This window comes from Microbacterium ureisolvens (assembly GCF_019511645.1).
GTDB classification, from domain to species: domain Bacteria; phylum Actinomycetota; class Actinomycetes; order Actinomycetales; family Microbacteriaceae; genus Microbacterium; species Microbacterium ureisolvens_A.
The window spans coordinates 36,526-58,778 of the sequence record NZ_JAEUAX010000009.1; the positions used below are offsets into that span (position 1 = coordinate 36,526).

A 22,253-nucleotide genomic window follows, 5' to 3' on the forward strand; every position below is an offset into this window, starting at 1 on the left:
CGCGTCTCACCACCGGTCGCCTCGGGTGCGGCGGTACCAGAGGTCGCACGGCTTGGTGGACCCCCGCCTCGCGCCGTGGCACGGCTTCACCTCGTCGGTCTTCGACCAGTAGACGTTCATCAGAACCTCGCAGTCGCAGAATCCGCCTCCGTCCTGGAGGCGGTCCTCGAGCGCGACGGCACGCGGCGCCCGCGCGTCGCGATACGTGCGCGAGAGGCGCAGCGATCCGTCACAGGGCGCGTCGCGCAGAACGCGATCGAGATAGCACGCGAGGCATTCGCCTTCCCTCGGAGCGACGATGGCGGCGGCGAGGTCGCGGACGAACGTTTCGGCTTGGATGTCGATGGCTGATTCCATGGCGAGAGCCTGCCGCCAACCTCCGACATTATGGCTACACTTTTCGCATGAGTGTGGACACAATCGGCATTCGGGAGCTCCGCGACGGACTCAGCAGGCACCTGGCCGACGTGCGAGAGGGCGGCGAGATCATCGTCACCGACCACGGCAAGCCGATCGCACGAATCGTGCCCTTCGGCAGCGAATCAGGACTGGAGAAGCTCGTCCGCGAGGGCATTGCGCGCCGGCCGACGTCGCCGCGGCGTCCGTTGCCTGAGCCGATCAAGGCGAACGGCACGGTCAGCGACCTCCTCGAGGAGAGTCGCGGAAGGTACTGAGTGCGCGCATACTTCGACAGCTCTGCGTTCGTTCCGCTGCTCATCGACGAGCCATCGACCGGGCGATGCACCATGGCGTGGACCTCCTCGATCGAGGTCATCTCGAGCGTCGTGACGTTCGTCGAGGTGCACGCGGCACTCGCAACAGCGGTTCGTTCGGGTCGATTGCACACGATGCAGCACCGGAACGCGATCGCCCACTTCGAGGTGATCTGGGAGGCGGTCACGCGGGTCGGCGTGGACGATGCCATGCTCCAGCACGCCGCAACTCTGACGGCCAGTCACCGACTTCGCGGCTACGACGCACTGCAGTGTGCGACGGCGTGGGCGGCAGCGTCCGACGATCTTCTCGCCGTGTCGGGCGATCGCGACCTCGTACGCGCGTGGGCCGACCTGGGAATCACGACGTTCGACACGACAGGCGACTCCTGACGCATAGGTTCGCTCGCCCAGTTTCAACGCGCGCGTCAGCGTCCTGCCGACCTCCGCACCAGCAGCGCCAGGTGCAGCGCGGTCTGGGTCTCACCGTCGTCGAGATCGGATCCGAGCAGTTCTTCGATGAGGGCGATGCGCTGATAGAACACCGACCGCGACAGATGCGATGCCCCGGCCGCCGCGGTGCGATTGCCCGGGTGAGCGAGCATCGCCTCGAGAACGTCGAGCAGGTCGCCCGAACGCGACAGGTCGTAGGAGATCAGCGGCGCCAGCATCCGCTCGCCATGTTCGAGCACGCGGTGGTCGTCGCGCAGGGCGGTCACGAGCTGCACGAGCGGCCGGTTCTCCGCTCGCCGTAGATGCGGACCGCGTCCCGAACGTCGCCGTCGGCCGCCCGCGAGGTCGACGGCCTCGTGCACCGAGGCGAGCGCCGCGTCGATGCCTTCGGCGGCCCGCCCGACCGACACCGTGACACGCTCCACATCGGCGGCGTCGACGAGCACGCGCACGAACGCGACCACGGCGGCATCGTCGAACACGGCATCCGGGGGCAGCGACACAAGCATCGTGGTCGCGGGTGCGACGACACCCGCCGGGCCCGAGCCCGCCAGCGCGCGCCCCCGGAGGGCGCGGGCCGCAGCATCCGCTCGCTCCACGGCGACTGACGCGCCAGAGACCACCAACCCGTAGAGCTTGGCGCCGCGCAGCGGGAGGCCGGCGGCTTCGAGCCGGGCGGCGGCGCCGCCGACCCCGGCGAAGCGTCCGGCGAGCAGTCCGTCGACGAGGCGCCGTCGCCCGATTCGCGCCCACTCGTCGGCCTCGCCGTCGGCGAGCCGGCCGACCGCGAGGGCGATCGCGCCCTGCTCGAGCACGGCGGTGCGCCCGGCTGCGTGCTCCGGCCCCGGCAATGCGATGAGATTGCCCCAACGGATGCCTCGTGCCTCGACCGGGACGATCAGCCAGTCGTCGGCGCCGGCGGGGATGCCGCGCTCGCGACGCTGCTCGGAGCGCCGGTGCGCGGAGCGCGACCGCAGCTCCCACTCGGTGAACAGCTCCTCCTCGATCGCCGGCGGCACCTCAGCGGCCACCACCTCGTAGCCCAGGTTCTCGAGCACGATGGGCGCGCCGAGGGTCTGCGCGAGCTGGTGAATGATGAAGTCGGCGGGCGATCCGCGCAGCACCAGGGAGGTGAAGCGCTCTCGCACCTCGTCGCGCGCGCGCAGGGCGTCGGTCTGCCCGGTGATGATGCGGCCGTGGACGGCCTCGGTGACGGTGACGAACTTGAGCTCGCGGTGAAGCACGATGAGGGCGAGTGCGCGTGCGCGGGCGGCCTCGACCACGACCGCGGGAACATAGCGGTAATGCGTACCCAGCTCGAGCACGAGACCGGACAGCCCCGCGTCGGCGAGCTCGTCGATGAATCGGCGCAGATCGTTCGGCTCGACCGGCCACGACGAACCGGTCGACAGCAGCATCTCACCGCCGTTCAGCAGGCGTGCGACCCCCGCGCTGTCGGAGACGTGCAGCCACCGCACGCGCGCATCGAGCGCCTCGTCGCCGACGAGCACCTCCGGCACGCCCTGCGCGACCGCCTCGAGCGCGATCACTTCGCGCACGGTCGGGAGGATCTCATCGGAGGATCTATCTGCCGGACGATCCGTGTGGATCGCCCGATCTTCGCGACGGTCGGGCACCGTGGCCGCCTCTTCTTCTCTGACAGGCTGGGACCCGTCAAGCCTAGGCGATCGCCGCACGATCTGTCCGACACCGAGGAGAAGCACCCATGAGCATCACCGAGACCTCCGTCGCCACGACCCGCAGCGATGCTGATGTGCGTGTCATCTCGCATTGGATCGATGGCGCCGAGCGCGCGTCGACGTCCGGCCGTACCGCGCCGGTGTTCAACCCGGCGACCGGGGCGGTGTCGGCGCGGGTCGCGTTGGCCGATCAGGCGGAGATCGATGCGGCGATCGCGTCGGCAGAGGCCGGTTACCGGGTGTGGAGGACGTACTCGATCGCGAAGCGTCAGGCGGTGCTGTTCGGCTTCCGTGAGCTGCTGAACGCGCGCAAGCGGGAGCTGGCGGAGATCATCACCGCCGAGCACGGCAAGGTGCTCTCCGACGCGATGGGTGAGATCCTCCGCGGCCAGGAGGTGGTGGAGCTGGCCACCGGGTTCCCGCACCTGATCAAGGGCGCCTTCTCCGAGAACGCCTCCACCGGGGTGGATGTGTACTCGCTGAAGCAGCCGCTGGGCGTGGTGGGGATCATCTCCCCGTTCAATTTCCCCGCGATGGTGCCGATGTGGTTCTTCCCGATCGCGATCGCCGCCGGCAACAGTGTGATCCTCAAGCCCAGTGAGAAGGACCCGTCCGCGGCGCTGTGGCTCGCGCAGCTGTGGCAGGAAGCGGGCCTGCCGGACGGGGTGTTCACCGTGCTGCAGGGCGACAAGCTCGCCGTGGACGGGCTGCTCACCAGCCCGGTGGTGCAGTCGATCTCGTTCGTCGGGTCCACCCCGATCGCGCAGTACATCTACGAGACCGCCTCCCGCCACGGCAAGCGGGTGCAGGCGCTCGGCGGCGCGAAGAACCACATGCTCGTGCTCCCCGACGCCGACCTCGACCTGGTCGCCGACCAGGCCGTCAACGCCGGCTACGGCGCCGCCGGGGAACGCTGCATGGCCATCAGCGTGGTCCTCGCCGTCGAGCCGGTCGCGGACGACCTGATCGGCAAGATCACCGACCGGATCGCGGGGCTCCGCATCGGCAACGGGGCGGGCATCGACGGCGTCGAGCCCGACATGGGGCCGCTGATCACCGACATCCACCGCAACAAGGTGTCCGAGTACGTCGACATCGCCGAAGCCGACGGCGCGAGGATCGTCGTCGACGGCCGCGGCTACACCGTCGACGGGCATGAGGACGGGTTCTTCTTCGGCCCCACCCTGATCGACGACATCCCCACCACCAGCCGCGCGTACCAGGAGGAGATCTTCGGACCCGTCCTCTCCATCGTCCGCGTGAACAGCTACGACGAGGGCCTCGACCTCATCAACTCCGGGCAGTTCGGCAACGGCACCGCGATCTTCACCAACGACGGTGGCGCCGCCCGCCGGTTCCAGAACGAAGTCGAGGTCGGCATGATCGGCATCAACGTGCCCATCCCCGTCCCCGTCGCCTACCACTCCTTCGGCGGCTGGAAGGCCTCCCTGTTCGGCGACGCGAAAGCCTACGGCGTCCACGGGTTCGACTTCTTCACCCGCGAGAAAGCCATCACCAGCCGCTGGCTCGACCCCGCCAGCCACGGCGGCATCAACCTCGGCTTCCCCCAGAACAACTGACCCCCAACATCCGGAATCTCACATGACCGACACGCTCGCAGACGCCGCCGTCTACACCGACCCGACCGGTGCCACCCGTGCGCTCCCCGACCCCGAGGCCGACGCCCGCGTGCGCGCGGACGACCGCGGCCACGTGTTCCACTCGTGGAGCGCGCAGGCGCTCATCGACCCGCTCCCCATCGCGGCGGGCGACGGCGCGACGTTCTGGGACTACAGCGGCAACGCCTACCTCGACTTCAGCTCCCAGCTGGTGAACCTCAACCTGGGGCACCAGCATCCCGATCTCGTCCGCGCCATCCAGAACCAGGCCGGCCGACTCGCGACGATCCAGCCGGCCATGGCGAACGACGTGCGCGGCGAGCTCGCCCGCCGCATCGCGGAGGTCGCCGGAGACGGGTTCGAGAAGGTGTTCTTCACGAACGGCGGCGCCGATGCGAACGAGAACGCCGTGCGCATGGCGCGCCTCGTGACCGGCCGGCGCAAGGTGCTCTCGATGTACCGCAGCTACCACGGCAACACCACGACCGCGATCTCACTCACCGGTGACCCGCGCCGCTGGCCGAACGAGCCGGCCGACGGCTCGACCGCGAAGTTCTTCGGCCCCTACCCGTACCGTTCGGCGTTCCACTCCTCGAGCGTCGAGGAGGAGACGCAGCGCGCACTCGAGCACCTCGAGCAGACCATCGTGCTCGAGGGTGCGACGACGATCGCGGCGATCATCATCGAGACGATCGTGGGCACGAACGGCGTGCTCGTGCCGCCGCCCGGCTACCTCGCCGGAGTGCGCGAGCTCTGCGACCGCTACGGCATCGTGTACATCGCCGACGAGGTCATGGTCGGGTTCGGCCGCGTGGGCGAGTGGTTCGCGTTCCAGGCGTTCGACGTGCAGCCCGACCTCATCACCTTCGCGAAGGGCGTGAACTCGGGCTACGTGCCGCTCGGCGGCGTCGTCATGTCCGACCGGATCGCATCCCACTTCGACACCGTGTCGTTCCCCGGCGGGCTCACGTACTCCGGCCACCCGCTCGCGTGCGCGGCGGGGGTCGCGACCTTCGAGGTGTTCGAGCGCGACGGGATCCTCGAGCGCGTGCGCGACCTCGGATCGCGCGTCGTGGAGCCGCGCCTGCGCGACATCGCGTCGCGGCATCCGTCCGTCGGAGATGTGCGGGGAATGGGCCTCTTCTGGGCGCTCGAGCTCGTCAAGGATCGCGAGACCCGGGAGCAGCTCGTGCCGTTCAATGCGAGCGGAACGGATGCTGCGCCCATCGCCGCGGTCGCCGCGGCGTGCAAGCGGGAAGGCGTGTGGCCGTTCACCCACTTCAACCGCGTGCATGTGGCGCCTCCGCTGGTGATCACCGAGGACGAGCTTGTGCGCGGCCTCGACGTCATCGACCGGGCTCTCTCGGCCGCCGACGAGTACGCCACGCACTGATCAGAGCCCCTTTCCGGCCCCGCGTCCGCTGAGGACGCGGGGCCGCGTCGCGCACCAGGCGAATCGTTCCGATGCGCGGGAATGAATCACCCCGGCCCGCCGTTATTCCTGTACTCAGCACTATGTGCTGCTCCAGGAGGGGAACGTGGGCAAGAACTACATCGACATCGAGAACGACCAGGGCGAGACGCTGCGCTACCGCAAGCACGTCAATGGTCGTGGCCTCATCGCGCATGGAGCGAAGGTGCACCCGAGCGCCATCGTCGAAGCGGGCGCGTATGTCGAACCGGGCGTGCAGATCGCCGCAGGCGCGCACGTCGGCCGTGGCGTGTGGGTCGAGACGGATGCCGTCATCGGGCCCGATGCCGAGATCGCACCGCACGCCCACATCGGGCCGCGCGCGGCGATCGGCCCGCGCGCCAAGATCGGCGTGCGCACCCAGGTGGGGCACGACGCCCGTGTGGCCGGAGGCTCGCTCATCGGCGACGACGAGACGATCGCAGACGGCGAGCGCGTCGCCACCGACAAGCGCGGGCTGCGCCTGGCCGCCTGACGCCGGCGGCCGGCGGCCGGCGGAACGTCGCCGCCACCGCCTAGGCTCGCGTCGTGGTCAGACGCGTCCTCCTCGGCATCCTGCTGCTCGCCGTCGCGGGTGGCGCGTACTGGTGGCTGATCGGGCGGGATGCGGGCTCGGAGGTCGCACGGCCGCCGGCGCCGGTAGGTTCGGCGACGATGCCGGCGATCCCGTCCGACGCATTCGAGATGACGGTCGAGAGCGTCCACGACGGCGACACGCTGCGCGCTCGCGTCGCGGTGCCGAACGCCGTCGTCGGCGATCTCGAGTCCACGCGCGTGCGCCTCCTGGGAATCGACACCCCGGAGATCTCCCCGGAGCTCGACTGCTGGGGCGCGGAGGCGACGGCGAAGCTGACGTCGCTCGTTCCCGTGGGATCGACGATCTGGGCCGCCGCCGACGTCGAGGTGCACGACCAGTACGGCAGAACGCTGCTCTACGTCTGGACGCCCGACGGCCGCTTCGTGAACGGCGAGCTCGTCTCGCAGGGCGACGCGCGGGTGGAGGTCTATTCGCCGAACCGAGCTCAGGAGTCGCTGCTGCGCTCGCTCGAGGCCGCGGCGGTCACCGCGGCGGACGGGCAGTGGGGCGCGTGCGGCTGAGCCGTCGGCTCAACGCCGGGCCCGGGCGGCGGAAGCCGGGCTCAGGCGAACAGGAAGAGCACGAACCCGATGAGCGGCAGCGTGCCCTGGATGAGCGCCGGCCGCAGGTACCGCAGCCCGGTCGTCAGCAGCACGAGTGCGGCGGCGACCATCGAACCGAGACTGAACAGCACCAGTGCGAGCCCCGCGGCAGCCACCGGCGAGCCGTCCGCGCCGGCGTAGATCAGCACGAGCCCGATCACGACGCCGACGGCGAGGAACAGGTTGTAGAAACCCTGGTTGTACGCCATCGGCTTCGTCGTGTCAGCCGCGGCCTGGTCGGCCACGCCGAAGCGCTTCCAGATCTTCGGCTGCGTCCACTGCACGCTCTCCATCACGAAGATGTACACGTGCAGCAGCGCCGCCAGCGCTGCGAAGACCGTTGCGAGGATCGTCACCATGAGCGAACCATATCGCCCCGGCTACGCTGAACAGCATGGCGAAAGGCGGGTCGCGCACGGGCGGACGAGGACGCGGCGCATCGGGCAGGCGTCCGGGCGCAGCATCCGGGTCCCCGAAGGCGAAGCCCGGCAAGGCCCAGCCGGCGAAGCAGCGTCGGCCTCAGCCCTCGCCCGGGCCGTCCCCGACCCCTCCCGTCGAGCCCGCCATGCCCGCGGCGTTCAGGCTCGGTGCGATCCCGGGCGCGACCCCCGGCAAGTGGATCGACATCTGGAACGAACGGATGCCGCAGACCAGCCTCGAACTCGTGCCGCTGGCTGCGGCCGATCAGCGCCGGGCCCTGCGTGACGACGAGGTCGACGCGGCGATCGTGCGGCTGCCGATCGACAAGGACGGCCTCCACGTCATCCCGCTCTACGACGAAGTGCCGGTGGTGGTCTGCGCGAGGGACTCGCACCTGACCGCGGCCGACGACGAGCTGGACGCCGCCGACCTCGTGGGCGAGGTGCTGATCGTGCCGCAGGACGACGTGCTCGGCATCCGTCTTCCCGGCACGGTGGCGCCGCAGTTCGATGCACCGGCCGACACAGGCCAGGCGATCGCCACCGTCGCGGCGGGTGTGGGAATCGTGGTCGTGCCGATGTCGGTGGCGCGGCTGCATCACCGCAAGGACGTCGAGTACCGCGCGCTCCGCGGCGGCCCGCTCTCGACGGTCGCGCTCGCGTGGGACGCTGCGCGCACCACCCCCGCGGTGGAGACGTTCGTCGGGATCGTGCGCGGCCGCACCGCGAACTCGTCGCGCGGCTGAGGACTGCGCTCCGCGAAGAGCGCAAGGGCGAGGGGCGCCGCCCCCCAGTCGTGTGCGGCACCCCTCAAGGATCGGCGGCGAAGACCTGCGATCGATTCTGCGTTCCCCAAGCGGGTCTTCTGTCAGCGCTGCCCGACCCCCGTCGGCGAAGCGCAAGCCGTTCCGCTGACCAGGAGCACGCGGCATCCGTCCTGATACACGGGAATGCGAGAAATCTCAGAACCCGGCGCCGTGCACCTGGAACGGGGCCACGATGCCGGTGCGAACGGTTGCCTCAGCCAGCGCTTCCGACGGCGCGACCCCCGCGGCGAGTCCCTCGTGCATCGCCCCCAGAAGCTCGCACGCCGCGTCGTCGGCGACGATCACCGGCGCGGCCACGACCGCACGGGTGCCGGCGTGCAGCCACACGCGCGTCATGCCGATGGCTTCCTCCCCCCAGCGCACCGAGGATCGCCCGACCTCGCACGCCGAGAGGACGACGGTGTCGGGAACCTCGGGGATCAGGTCGATGTCGTAGCCGAAGAGCGTCCCGTCCGCCAGCTCGAACCCCGAGAACATGGGGTTGTCGAGTGCGTGCCTGCCGTGCGCGGCCACGTGCAGCACATCGACGTCGCCTGCGAGACCCGTGACGGCGCGCACATCGGCTGCACCGCCTCTGAGTACCGCGGGATCGCGCCACGAACGTGCCGCCAGCTGTACCTCTTCGTCGCCGCGCGGCACCCGCGGTCCCACGGCGAACCCGGCGCGTGCGGGGCTTCTATACGGCTGCTCACGCCGGCGGAGCCAACCGCTCGCGGAGCCTGCCACCGAGATGGCGACGCCTCGAAACGCCGGCAGCATTGCCCATGGCACTCCCGCCAGCACACCAGGGATTGTGAGGACGACGCGGGCGGCACCGGTGCCGGCGAACCACGGCTGAAGGAGGCCTGCGGACAGAGCGGACAACCGATCTGCGAGCGATGCTCCCACGATGTCGGCCATCGGCCCCGTGGAGACGGTGGCATGCACGTCAAGGTCCGCGCGAAGGCCGCGCATCACTCGGCGGCACGCCGTCCAATCGAGCTCGGTGATCTGCGCGTCGTCGCCGTCGACGACCAGGACCGCGAGCCGCTCACCGTCGAAGACGAAGTTCGCGAGAACCTCTCCCGGCTTGATGCCGCCATGGACCTCTGCGAGTGTCGCTCGTCGCTGCACGCCGGCGACTCCGGTTCCCGACCACTGATGCTCCCGGGCGCGGTCCTGCAGCGCGCGTGCTCGGGGATCGGCCAGCCATTCTCCGTCGGGGCTGTTCATGCGCAGGACCCGGAGTTCCGCCAGATCGGCCGCGAGAACGGCATCGGGCGAGGGGCGCACGGGTACCACGCGCTCGCTTTGGAGCCGGGCACGCTCCGACCAGTCGAACACTGTCTGGGGCCGGCCGGATCGCAGAGCGGCCCCGAGGCCCGTGGTGAGCAGTCCGAGGCCTCGCATCATCACGGAGCCGTGCAGATCGAGGCTCGCGCCGTCGGAGAACGATGCGTCGAGCAGATCGAGTCCCCGCTGAGCATGACGGCGTGCCTCACCATCGCGGCGCCGCCGCACCGCGTCTGCCGCACGCAGTTCCTGGACCAGCAGCGCGGATTCGAGCCGGGTGCTCTTGGAGATCCGGAACCCCGGTGCGGGCGCGGCTCCGCCGCGTCGCACCCGCGCCAGGGCATCGGTGAGCACGAGCACCTCCGCGTCTGCGGAGAAGCCCAGATCCGCGAGTCGCCTCGCGACGCCGTCCACGGCTTCCTTCGAAGGCAGTCGTTTCGGGGGAGCGAGTGGATCGCCGGAGCGGTGGTGGTTCCTGGTCGACAACCGCGCGCGCAGGCGCACCGCCTCCGCCCGCGCCGCCCCGCCCGGGCTCCCCACACGACGGAATCGCCGGGCGGCGTTCCCGGCGACACGGGCCGCGCCTCCGGGGTCGTGATTGAGGAGGGAACGTGCCAGCTGATACTCCGCGGCCGCTCGTTCACTCGGTGCGTGATGACGCCCGAGCAAGGCCGCTACCGCGACGAGGCTCCGTTCGGCTTCCGTGGCCAGCCCGGCGTCGCGCAGCACCTCGGCACGATCCAGCTCGTTGATCGCGGCCCAGAGCTGCGATTCGCTGTCGAGGGGTTCGCGCACCGACTGCATCGTCCGCAGCGCGGCGACAAGGTCGCCGGCGAGCATGAGCGCGTAACCGCGGTTGTGCACCGCGAGGTTCGCCTCCTGCTCGAGGCCCGCGGTCCGGTAGACCTCTTCCGCCGCCTCGAGATCCCGGATCGCAGCGTCGAGCCTGCCCGTCTGCATCAGAGCGACACTGCGGTTCACGCGCGTGTTGGCCTGGCGCACGGGCTCGTCCGACAGACCGTGGATGCTCTTGCCGAACCACCCGATCGCTTCCTCGATCCGGCCGCGCTCGGTAGCGAGCATGCCTAGTTGCCCTTGCAGCTGAGCGACGGCCCCGGCCGAGAGTCCAGGCCGCTCGATGGCCTCGAGGCAGATGCGCTCGCCGGCGTCGGCATCGCCCAGCCGCGCCAGGACGTAAGCGGCGGTGCCGGCGATGCGTGCGCTGAGCTCGGTGTCGCCGTCGGCGTCCGCCGCGTCGGCTGCCGACGCGAGCGCGCGCCTGGCCTCGAGGTAGCTGCCGCGCGTCGCCAGATGACGCCCTCGTTGGTACAGCTGGTCTCCGGTCTCCCCCACAGAGCAATGATGGACCCGCCCGACACTCGGTGGCGAGCGGCAGGCGGGCCCCGCGTGCTACTTCTTCTTCGAGCGGTCCGCGTCGACGACCTTCCGCAGCGCCCGCTCGATCACTGCGTCCGTTGATTGGGCCACGGCGCCCGGATTCATCAGCCCCTCAGTCAATGCCTGGGCGATGATGCCCGAGACATACGGCGCGGCGAACGAGGTTCCGCTCCAGATGGCGAAGCCGCCGGAGTGATCGTCGGGGTCCAAGCTCTCTCGGAAACGGTCGTCGCTGTCGGCACGCGAGCCTGCCTGCACGCCGCCCTGGAACCTCGGGAAGGTGCTGACGATCGAGGTCCCGGGCGCGAAATGCGTGACCCACGGTCCGACGTTGCTGAACAGCGCGGCGGAGGTGCCCTGCGGATTCAAGGCGCCCACGGCGAGGTGCCGCGCGAGGCCCTCGGCATCGTCGAGTCCAAGGTCAGCGTCTCCGCCCTCCCGAAGGGCGGCGGGAAAGGCCGGCCTCTCAGTCGCGTCGTTGCCCGCCGAGCAGACGATCGCACAGCCCCGCGCGCGCAGTCGAACGAGCGCCTTGTACAACCGGTCGCTGTACTGCCCGTCCTCCGGGGTCTCGTGGTAGTAGCCCAGCGAGAGGTTCACGACGTCGAGCTTGTGCGGGTGCTCTTCCGAGTCTGCCTCGACCCATGCCGCCAACTCCTCCAGCGCGATGATCAGCTCGTTCTCGAGCGCCGTTCCGTTGCTGTCGGCCACCCGGATCGCGATGATGTCGGCCTCGGGAGCCACCTGGCGGACGATGCCGCAGACGAACGTCCCGTGTCCTGAGGCGGCGTCAAGATATCCGTCGAGCGGCCCGGATTGGTCGCCGTTCACCTCGGGATCCGTCAGGGGGTCTTGGAGACCGATGGTCTGTCCCCCTGGCAAGACCCCGCGGTAGACGATCTGAGTGGTGTTCTCCTTCATCACTACGACGTTCCCCACTTCCACCTTTCCGTACGGCGGAAGCCAGGGATGCACGCCACATCCGGTGTCTACGACGGCGACCACCGGCCTCCTGCCCTCGGCCGGATCCTTCGAGCGCACCGGCTCGGCTCCGATGAACGACACGATCTCGAGGCCGCCGTTGCCGGGATACGCGTAGCCGTCGGTGCCGGAAGGGTTGGTGATCGAGTGCGGGTTGGTGATCGAGTGCGGGTTCGTGATGCTGTGCGGGTTCGTGATGCTGTGCGGATTCAGTCCGATCGGATCGACGGTCAGAACATGATCCAGGCTGACGTTGCGCAGGCGCGTCGCGGCCACGGCGCGTCCCACGGCGCCGCGAGATCGGACCGGCGCGCGCCGAGAGGCGAACTCCTCGCGTTGGTTCGCCGCTTCGATGGCCACCTTCCGGCGCACTTCCGCCCGGATGCGACCTTCCTCGTCCGCGTCGTCGAGCGTCCGCGCGCTGGCCGTTCCCGCTGACCGCTCGGCGATCTCCGCCTGCTCGATCTCGAGCCGCCGAGCGTGCTGCAGCAGGCGCCAGGCGTCGACGGGGGGCACCGGCTCATCGTCGCGCGTCGGACTCGGCAGCTGGATGATCGTCGCCTTCCACATCTCCTCCTGCCCCGAGTCCTCGGGACGGATGCTGTCGACCTCCAGGTCCCAGCCGAGTTCCTGCGCCGCTGCGAGCAGTGCGCTCTCCGAGTCGGTCCTGTCGCCGAAGATCAGCAGATGACCCGGAGCGTACGCGGTCGGGAACGCCTCGTAGCCCGGTACCACGTTGCGCTCCGGGTCGAGGACCACTCCGCGTGGCGCTCCGGCTTTGACCCGATCCCGCCACGATCCGCTTGCGCTTGCCATATCCTCTTCTCCTCACACACATGGGTGCCGCGGCCCCCAGGCCGCGGCATCCGTTTCTCGAACTGGTTGTCAGACTTCGAACTGCGGGGTCTGGAAGTCGCGCAACGAGCCGTCGGCGTCGCGCACCACCAGGCGAAGCCGCGCCACCCCGGGCGTGACCTCGTCGAAGGCGAAGCGTCCGTGCTCGCCCGGTTCGGCCGACCACTCGCGGTCGCCCTGGATCAATCGGATGGCGAGGGCTGCGGCATCCACCCATCCGTCCACACGGCGCCCGCCTTCCTCCGTGGCGGTGACGTGCAGCAGCACGCTGGTCGTGCCGTCGCTGAACTGCAGTGTCGCGGTGTCGGTCTCGCCGCGCACGGCGGCGAACGTCCCCTCGACAAGCGTCAGGAGGGCGTACTCGCGCGACAGATCCTCGACGGCGACCGCGGCGACCATCCGGTCGACCAGGTCGGCCGGCACCGGATCCACGTCCTCCCACATGCGCCGCATTCGTGCGAAGAGCACGGCGTCGGCCGCGAAGTCCTCAGTGTCCATCGTCGTCACCTCTCCATCCGCCGCCCTCGAGGGCGGCGCGAAGCTTGGCGAGGCAGCGCTGGCGGGTCGGTCCGATCGACCCGATGGGCATCGCGAGATCTTCGGCGATGCGGGCATAGTCGGGGCGGTCCTCGAACGCGACGATCCGCAGCAGGCGCTGGCATCGGTCGTTGAGCGTCGCGACCGCTGTCCAGAGGCGACGGTTCTCGTCGTCCTGCGCGGCGGTCTGCTCGGCGGATTCGTGGACCGGAAGGTGCGGTTCGAGCGACTCGGCCTCGGTCGCATCGGCACGCCGATGCTGTTTGCCGACCCGCCACGCCTCGCGGCGTGCGCACATCGTGAGCCACCCCGACACCGCGAGGGGGTCGTTGATGGTCTCGTGACGGCGTACGAGCGTCAGCCAGGTCGTCTGCACGACGTCCTGCGCCAGCGAATGATCGAGCCCGTACGCCCTCACGACGTGCCACAGCGGCGGCGTCATCAGGCGGACGAGTTCGTCCATCGCACGGCTGTCTCCTTCACGCCACCGCACGAAGAGTGCGGCGGCGCGCTCCCATCGCGCCGGCTCCACGGAGTCGACGGAGGGTTCGGCGCCCGCCTGCGTCATAGCGCCCATTCTGTCCACACCATGCCCGAGCGCGATAGTGCGGGTTTGATACACGGATATCTCCTCGATATCCGCGGATTCCGGCGTTTCTCAGCTCGACCGGGCGGAGACCTAGACTGCGTGCATGACGACCGCGCCGCTGCTCTATGTCTGCGTGCGCCCGCAGCTGGGTGCGGCCGCCGCCGAATACGAGTCGTTCCGCACCGCGATGCACCTCGACCAGAGCCGCCTCGATCACCACGACCTCGTGCGCGAGCCCCTCCCCGACGACGCCTTCGAGCGATACGCCGGGTTCCTCGTGGGCGGCAGTCCGTTCAACGTGACCGACCCCGAGTCGACCAAGACAGACGCCCAGCGACGCCTCGAAGCCGATCTCGCGCGCATCGCCGAGCACACCGCATCGGGGGACGGGCCTGCCGCCATCTTCACCTGCTACGGCATCGGGATCGCCACGCGCACGCTCGGCGGTACGGTGAGTCGCGCCTTCCCCGAGGACACCGGTCCCGTGGCGGTGCAGCTGACGCAGCAGGCGTCGGCAGACCCGCTGTTCGGCCGACTCGCCCACCGCTTCACCGCCCTCACCGCCCACAAGGAGGGCACCGAGAGCCTGCCCCCCCGGGGCGATCCTTCTCGCCCGCAACGACGGATGCCCCGTCCAGGCGTACCGCGTGGGCGACCGGCTGTATGCGACCCAGTTCCACCCCGAGCCGACCACGAAGGCGTTCACCGAGCGCATGGCGGTGTATCGCGACGACGGCTACTTCGATTCGGCGGACTACGAGGCGATCGCCGGACGCGTGCTCGCGGCATCCGTCACGGAACCCATGCGTCTGCTGCGCGCGTTCGCGGACCGTTTCGCGGCCGCCTGATCACGCTTCCGCGTTGCGGAGGGCGATGACCTCGCGTGCCGCGGTGCCGATCGCCGCGGTACCGAGGATCACGGCGGCGACCACGATCGCCGTCACCCCGATCGCGGTGCTGTGGGGCTCGCCCGCGAGGCGGCCGACCGCGAGCCAGACGAGCCCCCAGGCGAGGGCGAGCGCGGGCGCGATGCGCCAGCGGCTCAGGGCCTCGATGGCGAGTCCGATGACACCGACGACGATCAGAACCACGACGCCCCACAGGTCCGCAGACGCCTCCCACTCGGGTGGGCCGATCGACGTCAGCCAGGCCGCGATGTTCGCCACGGTTGCGAGGGTCACCCAGCCGAGGTGGAGTCCGGTGACGCCGTCGACGAGCAGCCGGTCGGCCCAGCCCTCGGCGGGGTCGAGGACCGTCCGGCTGAACGTGACACCCAGGAGCGCCAGCAGCACGATGATCGCGAGCACGGTGAGGGCGAGCGACCCGAACTGGGCCGTCACGAGCCACAGCCCGTTGAGCGCCATCGTGCCCGCGATGAGGTAGCCGAGCACCCGCTGCCGCTCGCTGCTGCGCTGGCGCGGCAGCGCCTGCCACACCGTGTAGGCGAACAGGCCGACGTAGATCACCGTCCAGATCGAGAACGCCGGCCGCGCCGGCGCGAGGTACGAGCCGTCCTGGTCGAGCGCGCCGTCCTGCAGGTCCTGCACGGGGGTGCCGCCGAACAGCCCCGTGCCGACCATCGCCGCCACGATCATGAAGCAGAACGCGCTGATGACGACGATCTGCCGGGCGAGGTCCTTGCCGGTCATGCTCACACGCTAGGGCGGGCGGCACCCCTGGGCACCGGCTCTTGACATCGGGTCCCGCGGCCGGTACCGGCCTGCCTCATGCGCCGCGGGGCGGCTCGAGCAGCAGGGCGACCCGCTCCGAGAGGTACGCCTCGAGCGGCATGAGTCCTCCGGCGGCACTCCATCTCACGCTGGGCACGCCGTCGGCCGAGAAGAGCGGGGCGGATGCCTTGCCCCTGTCGACCGCGCCGGGCTGCAGCATCCGCCATCCGATGTGCACGGTCTCGCCCTCCGCGAAGCCGCCGCGACGTGCGGCGGCGGCGAGTTCTGCGCGGTGCCGCTGCGACTCGGCCGTGTAGCCGCGGCGCGCCTCCTGGCGGGCGCGGAGGATGTCGCCGGTGGCGAAGACGGCGTCGTCGGTGAGCAGCAGCACGCCCAGGTGCCATGCCGCACCCCGGCGCTCGATGCGCGGGGAGCGCGCGACGCCCAGGAAGCGCCGGGGCACGACCAGTTCGCCCAGGGCTTCGCGGGGCGCGTCGGCGAGCCGCGCGCGCGCGGCGTCGAGGAGCTCGAGGGTGCTCACGCCATGTCGTCCAGAAGCGACGGACTCGCCCTCAGGCGTTCGCCGCGCAGCGCCATGCCGAGGAGCGGGAACAGCAGCACGGAGAGCATCCCGCCGGCCACGAGCACCGTCTGCTGCGTCGTGTCGAGGATCTTCTCATCCACCCCGATCTGGGTCACGGCGACGATGATGGGCAGCCCGGTGGCCCCCAGGAGCGCGATCGAGAGGCGCTCGCGGCGGGACGATCCCTCGGGCGCCGCGAGGGTGGACGGCAGCCCGCGGACCACGAACAGCGCGACGAGCACGACGGGCACCAGCCAGAACAGCACGGGGTCGTCGAGCAGCGACTGCAGGTCGAAGGTGATGCCGGTGTAGATGAAGAAGATCGGCACGAGGAAGCCGAAGGCGACCCCCTCGATCTTGCTCTCCACGGCATGACGGTCGTGCTCGGACGCATCCCGCATCAGCAGGCGCCAGATGATGCCGGCGGTGAAGGCGCCGAGCAGCATGTCGAGGTCGAGGACGACGCTGAGCGCGACGAGGGCGGCGAGGATCACGAACACCACGCGGATCGCGAACTGCCCGGACGTGTGCAGGGTCGAGTTCACGAACGAATGCATCGCACCGCGCGGCACACGGAAGGCGAGCCAGATGGCGAGGCCCGCGAACAGGGCGAAGAGCACGAGCACGACGGTGGACAGGCCCGGTTCACGCCCGCCGAGGAAGATCGAGATGGCGATGAGGGGTCCGAACTCGCCGACGGCGCCGATCGCCGCGACCGCCTTGCCGAAGGGCGTCGGCAGCTCGCCGGCGTCCCGCAGGATCGGCAGGAGGGTGCCGAGAGCCGTCGAGCACAGTGCGACGCCGATCACGATGGCCGCCTCGCCGGGGGCGAGCAGCCAGCCTGCGGCGATGCCGGCGGCGAGGCTGATCAGCCAGCCGAGCGACGCGCGGCGGCCGAGCCGCCCTCGGAAGGACCCGAACTCGATCTCGGTGCCGGCGACGAAGAACAGCATCGCGAGGCCGAAGTTGGCCAGCGTGTCGACGAGAGGGCTCGGGCCCGTCCACCCGAGCACCGCCGGACCGATCAGGATGCCGAGCACCAGCTCGAACACCACCACCGGCACCCGCACCCAGTGCCCGAGTGCTCGCGCCAGCAGCGGCGCGAGCACCGCCATCAGCGGGATGAGCAGGAGCGTCGCGGGTGTGAGACCGTCCACGCGAACAGACTAGCCAGCCGGGTCACCCCGCCGGGACCTCCTCGAGCTGCTCCACGGGCGGGGTGAGCTCGGCGCGGTTGCGTCGATGCCCGATGACGGCGAGGATCACGCCGCCGACCAGCCACGCGGCGAGGGTCAGCCACTGGACGGCGGTGGCGGCATCCGGGAAGTACACGGCCGACCGCAGCAGCGTCGCCGACGCGCCCGGCACGAACCACTGACCGACCGTACCCCAGGGCTCGGGCAGGAACTGCGGCGGGGCCGCGGCGCCTGCCATCGGGTTCGCGATGAGCATCGTGATCACGGCGCCGACTGCGATTCCGGGCGGGCCCATCACGGCCGCGAGCCCCACGATGAGTGCCGAGGTCGCCGTGACGCCCAGCCCGATCACCGCCGCGTTGAGCAGCCAATCGCCCTGGATGATGCCGAACCATGTCTGCATCACCAGCGTGATGGCCGTCCCCGCCGCGACACCGAACACCGCGAGCCCCACCAGGCGGCGCACGACGCCCTGCACCAGCAGCGAGAGCAGGATGCCGCCGATCATGCCGCCCAGCACGAGCGGGAAGACGGATGCTGCGAGCCCCGCGCCCGTCGCGTCGCCCTCGGCGAGCGGCACGAGGTCGGTGACCTGCACGGTCGGGACCTCGGGCGCTCCACCCGAGGCGGCCGCGTCGGGGATCTGCGGCAATTGTCCGGTCTTCATGGCACCGACCATCGCAGTGAGCTGTTCCGTGAGCGCGGCCTGGGCGGCGTCGTCGATCTGCAGCTGCAGCTGGGTGGCCACGTTCCGCAGGGCCGCGGCCGCGGCGGGGCTCGCGGCGGTCGCGATGAGCACCTCGGGCTCGTCGCCCAGCAGGATCGCGCCGTACAGCTCGCGTTCCTGGATCCGCACGACCGCATCGTCGCGCGACTCGACGTCGCTGAGGGCGAAGGGAGCGGGATCCTGCTCGGCGAGCTTCTCCTCGACGGCGGTGACCGCCTCGGCCGGCCCCGAGATGCCGACGGGAAGGTTCTGCGGCTGCGACGCCGCCGCCGGCCAGACGAACGCCATCACGACGATGCCGACGAGGAGCGCGCCGACGAGGCCGAACAACGCGGCGAAACTCCAGCGCGTCGGGCGCGGCAGGGCGTCGTCACGAGCAGCCGGTTCACGACGAGCGTTCATCGCGTCCTCCTTAAAAAGAATACTGATTCTGTTTGTGACAATAACAGAACCACTATTCTTTTTCCATGCCCAAGGTGTCGGACCAGTACCGGGAAGCCCGCCGCGACGAGATCGCTCGCGCGGCGTTGCGGGTCCTGGCACGCAACGGAGTGCGAGACACGTCGATCGCCGACATCGTCGCGGAGTCGGGGCTGTCGACCGGTGCGATCTACTCGCACTTCTCGAACAAGGCCGAGCTCGCCCGGTACGTCGTGGGGCGGTTCCTCCTGCCCCGGATCGACGCACTCGAGTCCGCCGGCCGGAGCGGCCAGCTCGTGACGCCGCGACAGGCGCTGCAGGGCATGCTCTCGGTGTTCGCCGAGGCGGGCCTGTCCCCCGCGCTGGTCCTCCAGTTCTGGGGCGAGGCCATGGTCGAGCCCGGCCTGCACGACGAGATGCTCCGCACCGCCGCGCACCTGCGCGCCTCCCTCGCCCTCGCGATCGGACCGTGGGCGCGCACACGCACGTCGGACGAGACGGATGCCGCCTCCCTCGCCGCGGAGACGGCCCGGTCGATCGCGGCCCTGGCCCAGGGCTACATCGCGAACACCGCCGTGTTCGGCCCGCGCGCGGTCGACGAATACCTCGAGGGCGCCGCCGCCGTCCTCGCCAGCTGACCCGGACCGATCAGACCGAGCCCGCCGGTCAGACCGAGCTGACCTGGGCGTCGTCGCCGCGCGGGATCGCGGCATCCGGAGCCGAATCGGCCGGAGCGCGAACCGCGGTGATCTCGCGAACGGCGACCGGGGCGGTCTGACCGGCACTCCCCCCGCGGATCTGCCGGTGCAGGCGCTCCATGCGGGCGTCGAGCTCGGCGGCGGTCTCCGCCGCGTCCTTGAGGCTCTCCAGCAGCTCGTCGGGGACCTGCGTGGCGTACTTGTAGTAGATCTTGTGCTCCAGGCTCGCCCAGAAGTCCATGGCGATGGTGCGGAACTGCACCTCGACGGGCACCTCGATGCGCCCCGTCGAGAGGAACACCGGCACCTCCAGGATCGCGTGGAGGCTCTTGTATCCGTTGGCCTTGGGCGACGCGATGTAGTCCTTGACGTTCAGCACCCGCACGTCGTCCTGGGCGGTGAGCAGATCGAAGAGCCGGTACACGTCGGCAGTGAAGCTGCACGTGATGCGGATGCCGGCGATGTCGGTGATGTTCCGGCGGATCGAGGCGAAGTCTCCGTCGATGCCCTTGCGCTGCACCTTCTCGACGAGGCTGTCGGGCGACTTGACGCGGCTCGAGACATGCTCGATCGGGTTGTAGTCGTGCGTCAGCAGGAACTCGTCGCGGAGGATCCCGATCTTGGTCTCGACCTCCTGCAGGCCGAACCGGTACTCCATCATGAAGCGCTGCAGCTCGTCGCGGAGCTCTCGCAGCTCGCTCGGCGAGACCGTGATCTCACCCTCGTCGGACGCCGTCGCGGGCACCACAGGTGCGGGAGTCGCCATGCCGTTCACGCTAGGCGGCAGTCCTACGAGAGTCCTGTGAGAACGGATGCTGCGGCCCCGGCTTCACGCGCAGTCAAGCCTCGTCGACCGCACGTTGCGCGCGCTCCGCCGCCTGCGCCGCGTCGCGGGACTTCGCCGCCGCCTCGGACCGCTCGCGCTCGATCGTGTCGAGCTTCTCCACGGCCGCCCGCTCATCGGCTTCGAGGGCGGCGAGGTCGCGACGAAGGTCGTCGATGCGCTCGCGCACGTGGTCGACCCGCTCCTGCGCCTTCGCCCGTCGTGCGTCGACACGGGCGAGCTCGCGCTCCGCCTCGTTCGCGAGGCGCTCGGCCTCGCGCGCCGCCTTCTCGGCCGCCTTGCGGGCGCGGCGCTCGGCGAGGTCGTCGCGCGCCGGCGGTGCGACGGCCCCGGGAAGCGACCCGCCGACCGCGTCGGCGAGCGCCGCCGGATCGATGTCGCCGGCCTCCAGCGGCTTGACGAGCCGTGCGGTGAGAACGGCGGCCGCGGCCGCAGCATCCATCACCGCCGCATTGATCGTCGCCGCGACGTCGTCGCGCGCCGCCGCGCTCACGGTGCCGCCCGCCTCTTCGGCGAGCCCGACCGCCTGCTTCGCGAGGGCGGCGACCAGCTGACGACGCTGCCGGCTGAGACGTGACAGCTCGGCAGCGTCGAAGTCGTCCTGCGCTTCGCGCAGGGCCGCCGACAGCTCGACCGCATCGGCCAGCTGGCCGTCGCGCGCGAGAAGGTTTACCGCCCAGGCCGAGACGGTGGGCTTGCGCAGGGCTTTCAACCGCTTCGCGAGCGCGGGTGCCGCGAGCCCGGCGCGCGCGTTGCGGGCGGCGGTGAACTGCGCCGGCGGGAGGGCGTACAGCTCGGCGGCGAGAGCGTCCAGCTCGTCGTCAACGTCGGCCTGCGACATGCGCCCATTCTCACGCAGACGGGTTCGTAACTCAGGATGGTTGCGCCGAGCACCCTGCAGATCGGCGGATTTCCTTGCCTGCGGTCGAGCCCGACGTCGATCCATCCTGAATCGCGAACCACGTGGAACGGGTGCTGCCGCTCACACGATCTCGTAGAAGCGCCAGAGGCCGAACTCGGGGACGAGCACCCGGATGTCGCTCCACCCCGCCGAACGCGCGTACGCGCGCAGGGTCGAGGGGCGCATCACGGTGCCGGTGCCGGCGCTCGGAGTGTGCGACCTCCCGTCAGGAAGGCACACGAACAGGCTGAAGCCGTAGAGCAGTCGCTCGAGCTCGCTCGCGTTCGCCGCGAAGCGCTCCTCGGTCGCCTCGTCCATGATGACGACCATCCCGTCGTCGGCCACCGCGGCGCGGGCGGCGGCCAGCACCTCGACGGGATGCGGCATGTCGTGCAGGCACTCGAACGCGAAGACGGCGTCGAAGTGGCCGTACTCGGCGACGAGCGCCGCGTCGCACAGCAGGAACTCGACGCGATCGGCGACCCCTGCCTCGGCGGCGTTCAGCCGTGCCGCCTCGACCGAGGCCTCGTCGATATCGAGACCGACCACGCGAAGCTCGGGATACGCCTTCGCCAGTGCGATGGAGGACCAGCCTCCGCCGAAGCCGAGGTCGGCGATCCGCGCATCGGGCCCCCGGAGCACGGCGTCGAGCCGCTCGATCCCCGCGAAGAGCGCGGGCAGCTCGTCGAACCAGGGGCGGTTCATGTCGGCCTGCGCCTCGCGGGCGTGCCGGCCCAGCTGCTCCCAGCTGACGCCGCCGCCGGCGCGGTACGCGCCGAGGAGGGCGTCGATCTGGGCTCCCGATGCGGCCGCCATGCGGGCGAGGGGTTCGAGATACGACTGGCTGCCGCGGTCGAGCAGCACCTCGGCGACGCCGGACGCGAGGCGGAAGCGGCGGGTCGCGGAATCCTCGTCGGCGTCAGCGCGCAGGATGCCGCTCGCGGCCTGCTGTTCGAGCCACTCCCGCGCGTAACGGGTGTCGGTCTGCGTGCGGACGGCGAGCTCGTCGGCGGTGAGGCCGTCCGCCCGAGACAGCTCGGCGTACCACCCGAGCTGCGAGCCCAGGTGCACGGACATGAGGTCGAACCAGCCGAGGGTGGCCGCCATGATCCGGTCGGCGAACGTGGCGGTGGCTTCTGCTTCGGCGGCGGTCTCGATCCCGGTGTCGCTGATCGTCGTGGACATCGTCTTCTCCTTCATG

Annotated in this window: 23 protein-coding genes; 9 read left to right on the forward strand and 14 right to left on the reverse strand. The window is 70.4% G+C overall.

Annotated features, from left to right (window positions below):
• Positions 1-6 precede the first annotated feature (6 nt).
• Positions 7-357, reverse strand: a complete 351-nt coding sequence (locus tag JNB61_RS15055) for a DUF2695 domain-containing protein (protein ID WP_220292497.1) — start codon at positions 355-357, stop codon at positions 7-9.
• A gap of 47 nt (positions 358-404) precedes the next feature.
• Between JNB61_RS15055 and JNB61_RS15060 the strand changes: the two genes are divergently transcribed.
• Positions 405-674, forward strand: coding sequence for a type II toxin-antitoxin system Phd/YefM family antitoxin (locus JNB61_RS15060; RefSeq protein ID WP_159847077.1), 270 nt, complete (start codon positions 405-407; stop codon positions 672-674).
• The gene (locus tag JNB61_RS15065) at positions 675-1,106 is read left to right on the forward strand and encodes a type II toxin-antitoxin system VapC family toxin (protein WP_220292498.1); all 432 of its coding nucleotides are present in this window, start codon (positions 675-677) and stop codon (positions 1,104-1,106) included. It abuts the gene before it with no gap.
• A gap of 35 nt (positions 1,107-1,141) precedes the next feature.
• Here JNB61_RS15065 and JNB61_RS20540 read toward each other — a convergent pair whose 3' ends face one another.
• Positions 1,142-2,725 (reverse strand): PucR family transcriptional regulator, encoded by a 1,584-nt coding sequence (locus JNB61_RS20540; RefSeq protein ID WP_220340135.1) that lies wholly within the window; start codon positions 2,723-2,725, stop codon positions 1,142-1,144.
• Positions 2,726-2,892: 167 nt separating this feature from the next.
• Here JNB61_RS20540 and JNB61_RS15075 point away from each other — a divergent pair, with 167 nt between their 5' ends.
• The 4 genes from JNB61_RS15075 to JNB61_RS15090 all read left to right on the forward strand — a co-directional run bounded on the left by JNB61_RS15075 (position 2,893) and on the right by JNB61_RS15090 (position 7,054).
• The gene (locus JNB61_RS15075) at positions 2,893-4,446 is read left to right on the forward strand and encodes a CoA-acylating methylmalonate-semialdehyde dehydrogenase (RefSeq protein WP_220340136.1); all 1,554 of its coding nucleotides are present in this window, start codon (positions 2,893-2,895) and stop codon (positions 4,444-4,446) included.
• Between the two features lie 22 nt (positions 4,447-4,468).
• Positions 4,469-5,878 carry an aspartate aminotransferase family protein gene (locus JNB61_RS15080; protein WP_220340137.1) on the forward strand — a complete coding sequence of 470 codons (1,410 nt, stop codon included), beginning with the start codon at positions 4,469-4,471 and terminating at the stop codon, positions 5,876-5,878.
• Between the two features lie 145 nt (positions 5,879-6,023).
• Positions 6,024-6,431, forward strand: coding sequence for a transferase (locus JNB61_RS15085; protein WP_159847092.1), 408 nt, complete (start codon positions 6,024-6,026; stop codon positions 6,429-6,431).
• Positions 6,432-6,484: 53 nt separating this feature from the next.
• Positions 6,485-7,054: a thermonuclease family protein gene (locus tag JNB61_RS15090; RefSeq protein WP_220340138.1), complete on the forward strand. Its 570-nt coding sequence runs from the start codon at positions 6,485-6,487 to the stop codon at positions 7,052-7,054.
• A gap of 41 nt (positions 7,055-7,095) precedes the next feature.
• Here JNB61_RS15090 and JNB61_RS15095 read toward each other — a convergent pair whose 3' ends face one another.
• A complete protein-coding gene (locus JNB61_RS15095) occupies positions 7,096-7,494 on the reverse strand; it encodes a DUF1304 domain-containing protein (protein ID WP_220340139.1) in 399 nt (132 codons plus the stop codon).
• Positions 7,495-7,700: 206 nt separating this feature from the next.
• On the opposite strand from JNB61_RS15095, the gene JNB61_RS15100 reads away from it, so the two are divergent.
• Positions 7,701-8,300, forward strand: a complete 600-nt coding sequence (locus tag JNB61_RS15100) for a LysR substrate-binding domain-containing protein (protein WP_220292165.1) — start codon at positions 7,701-7,703, stop codon at positions 8,298-8,300.
• A gap of 216 nt (positions 8,301-8,516) precedes the next feature.
• Here JNB61_RS15100 and JNB61_RS20545 read toward each other — a convergent pair whose 3' ends face one another.
• From JNB61_RS20545 to JNB61_RS15120, 4 genes are all read right to left on the reverse strand, one after another.
• Entirely contained in the window at positions 8,517-11,006 is a 2,490-nt protein-coding gene (locus JNB61_RS20545) for a CHAT domain-containing protein (RefSeq protein ID WP_220340140.1), read from the reverse strand.
• 57 nt (positions 11,007-11,063) lie between these two features.
• Positions 11,064-12,848, reverse strand: a complete 1,785-nt coding sequence (locus JNB61_RS15110; protein ID WP_220292139.1) for a S8 family peptidase — start codon at positions 12,846-12,848, stop codon at positions 11,064-11,066.
• A 69-nt stretch (positions 12,849-12,917) separates the two neighbouring features.
• A complete protein-coding gene (locus JNB61_RS15115) occupies positions 12,918-13,385 on the reverse strand; it encodes a hypothetical protein (protein WP_220340141.1) in 468 nt (155 codons plus the stop codon).
• Complete coding sequence (locus tag JNB61_RS15120; protein WP_220292129.1) at positions 13,375-13,992, reverse strand: RNA polymerase sigma factor; 618 nt, start codon at positions 13,990-13,992, stop codon at positions 13,375-13,377. The genes JNB61_RS15115 and JNB61_RS15120 overlap by 11 nt, the downstream gene beginning before the upstream one ends.
• Before the next feature lie 668 nt (positions 13,993-14,660).
• Between JNB61_RS15120 and JNB61_RS20150 the strand changes: the two genes are divergently transcribed.
• A complete protein-coding gene (locus tag JNB61_RS20150; protein WP_223214874.1) occupies positions 14,661-14,861 on the forward strand; it encodes a hypothetical protein in 201 nt (66 codons plus the stop codon).
• Here the strand turns inward: JNB61_RS20150 and JNB61_RS15130 are convergent, their stop codons facing one another.
• The 4 genes from JNB61_RS15130 to JNB61_RS15145 form a co-directional block, all read right to left on the reverse strand.
• Positions 14,862-15,662, reverse strand: a complete 801-nt coding sequence (locus JNB61_RS15130; RefSeq protein WP_220292125.1) for a tryptophan-rich sensory protein — start codon at positions 15,660-15,662, stop codon at positions 14,862-14,864.
• A gap of 76 nt (positions 15,663-15,738) precedes the next feature.
• Complete coding sequence (locus JNB61_RS15135; RefSeq protein WP_220340142.1) at positions 15,739-16,224, reverse strand: glutaminase; 486 nt, start codon at positions 16,222-16,224, stop codon at positions 15,739-15,741.
• A complete protein-coding gene (locus JNB61_RS15140; protein WP_220292121.1) occupies positions 16,221-17,423 on the reverse strand; it encodes a cation:proton antiporter in 1,203 nt (400 codons plus the stop codon). Before JNB61_RS15140 ends, JNB61_RS15135 begins: the two co-directional genes overlap by 4 nt.
• Before the next feature lie 22 nt (positions 17,424-17,445).
• Positions 17,446-18,591 carry a hypothetical protein gene (locus tag JNB61_RS15145; protein WP_220292111.1) on the reverse strand — a complete coding sequence of 382 codons (1,146 nt, stop codon included), beginning with the start codon at positions 18,589-18,591 and terminating at the stop codon, positions 17,446-17,448.
• A 65-nt stretch (positions 18,592-18,656) separates the two neighbouring features.
• Between JNB61_RS15145 and JNB61_RS15150 the strand changes: the two genes are divergently transcribed.
• Positions 18,657-19,247: a TetR/AcrR family transcriptional regulator gene (locus JNB61_RS15150; protein ID WP_220292108.1), complete on the forward strand. Its 591-nt coding sequence runs from the start codon at positions 18,657-18,659 to the stop codon at positions 19,245-19,247.
• Positions 19,248-19,275: 28 nt separating this feature from the next.
• On the opposite strand, the gene JNB61_RS15155 is transcribed toward JNB61_RS15150, so the two are convergent.
• From JNB61_RS15155 to JNB61_RS15165, 3 genes are all read right to left on the reverse strand, one after another.
• Positions 19,276-20,073, reverse strand: a complete 798-nt coding sequence (locus JNB61_RS15155) for a GTP pyrophosphokinase (protein ID WP_223214875.1) — start codon at positions 20,071-20,073, stop codon at positions 19,276-19,278.
• Between the two features lie 73 nt (positions 20,074-20,146).
• On the reverse strand, positions 20,147-20,992 hold the full coding sequence (locus JNB61_RS15160; protein WP_220340143.1) for a transposase: 846 nt from the start codon (positions 20,990-20,992) through the stop codon (positions 20,147-20,149).
• A 141-nt stretch (positions 20,993-21,133) separates the two neighbouring features.
• A complete protein-coding gene (locus tag JNB61_RS15165) occupies positions 21,134-22,237 on the reverse strand; it encodes a class I SAM-dependent methyltransferase (protein WP_220340144.1) in 1,104 nt (367 codons plus the stop codon).
• Positions 22,238-22,253: the final 16 nt, after the last annotated feature.

What these genes read in the sequence shown, in the direction of transcription:
- JNB61_RS15150 (WP_220292108.1), top strand. Translation starts at nt 18,657, where the DNA reads ATGCCCAAGGTGTCGGACCAGTACCGGGAAGCCCGCCGCGACGAGATC.
- JNB61_RS15055 (WP_220292497.1), bottom strand. Translation starts at nt 357, where the DNA reads ATGGAATCAGCCATCGACATCCAAGCCGAAACGTTCGTCCGCGACCTC.
- JNB61_RS15155 (WP_223214875.1), bottom strand. Translation starts at nt 20,073, where the DNA reads ATGGCGACTCCCGCACCTGTGGTGCCCGCGACGGCGTCCGACGAGGGT.
- JNB61_RS15075 (WP_220340136.1), top strand. Translation starts at nt 2,893, where the DNA reads ATGAGCATCACCGAGACCTCCGTCGCCACGACCCGCAGCGATGCTGAT.
- JNB61_RS15110 (WP_220292139.1), bottom strand. Translation starts at nt 12,848, where the DNA reads ATGGCAAGCGCAAGCGGATCGTGGCGGGATCGGGTCAAAGCCGGAGCG.
- JNB61_RS15160 (WP_220340143.1), bottom strand. Translation starts at nt 20,992, where the DNA reads ATGTCGCAGGCCGACGTTGACGACGAGCTGGACGCTCTCGCCGCCGAG.
- JNB61_RS15060 (WP_159847077.1), top strand. Translation starts at nt 405, where the DNA reads ATGAGTGTGGACACAATCGGCATTCGGGAGCTCCGCGACGGACTCAGC.
- JNB61_RS15100 (WP_220292165.1), top strand. Translation starts at nt 7,701, where the DNA reads ATGCCCGCGGCGTTCAGGCTCGGTGCGATCCCGGGCGCGACCCCCGGC.
- JNB61_RS15145 (WP_220292111.1), bottom strand. Translation starts at nt 18,591, where the DNA reads ATGAACGCTCGTCGTGAACCGGCTGCTCGTGACGACGCCCTGCCGCGC.
- JNB61_RS15095 (WP_220340139.1), bottom strand. Translation starts at nt 7,494, where the DNA reads ATGGTGACGATCCTCGCAACGGTCTTCGCAGCGCTGGCGGCGCTGCTG.
- JNB61_RS15115 (WP_220340141.1), bottom strand. Translation starts at nt 13,385, where the DNA reads ATGGACACTGAGGACTTCGCGGCCGACGCCGTGCTCTTCGCACGAATG.
- JNB61_RS15130 (WP_220292125.1), bottom strand. Translation starts at nt 15,662, where the DNA reads ATGACCGGCAAGGACCTCGCCCGGCAGATCGTCGTCATCAGCGCGTTC.
- JNB61_RS15165 (WP_220340144.1), bottom strand. Translation starts at nt 22,237, where the DNA reads ATGTCCACGACGATCAGCGACACCGGGATCGAGACCGCCGCCGAAGCA.
- JNB61_RS15120 (WP_220292129.1), bottom strand. Translation starts at nt 13,992, where the DNA reads ATGACGCAGGCGGGCGCCGAACCCTCCGTCGACTCCGTGGAGCCGGCG.
- JNB61_RS15080 (WP_220340137.1), top strand. Translation starts at nt 4,469, where the DNA reads ATGACCGACACGCTCGCAGACGCCGCCGTCTACACCGACCCGACCGGT.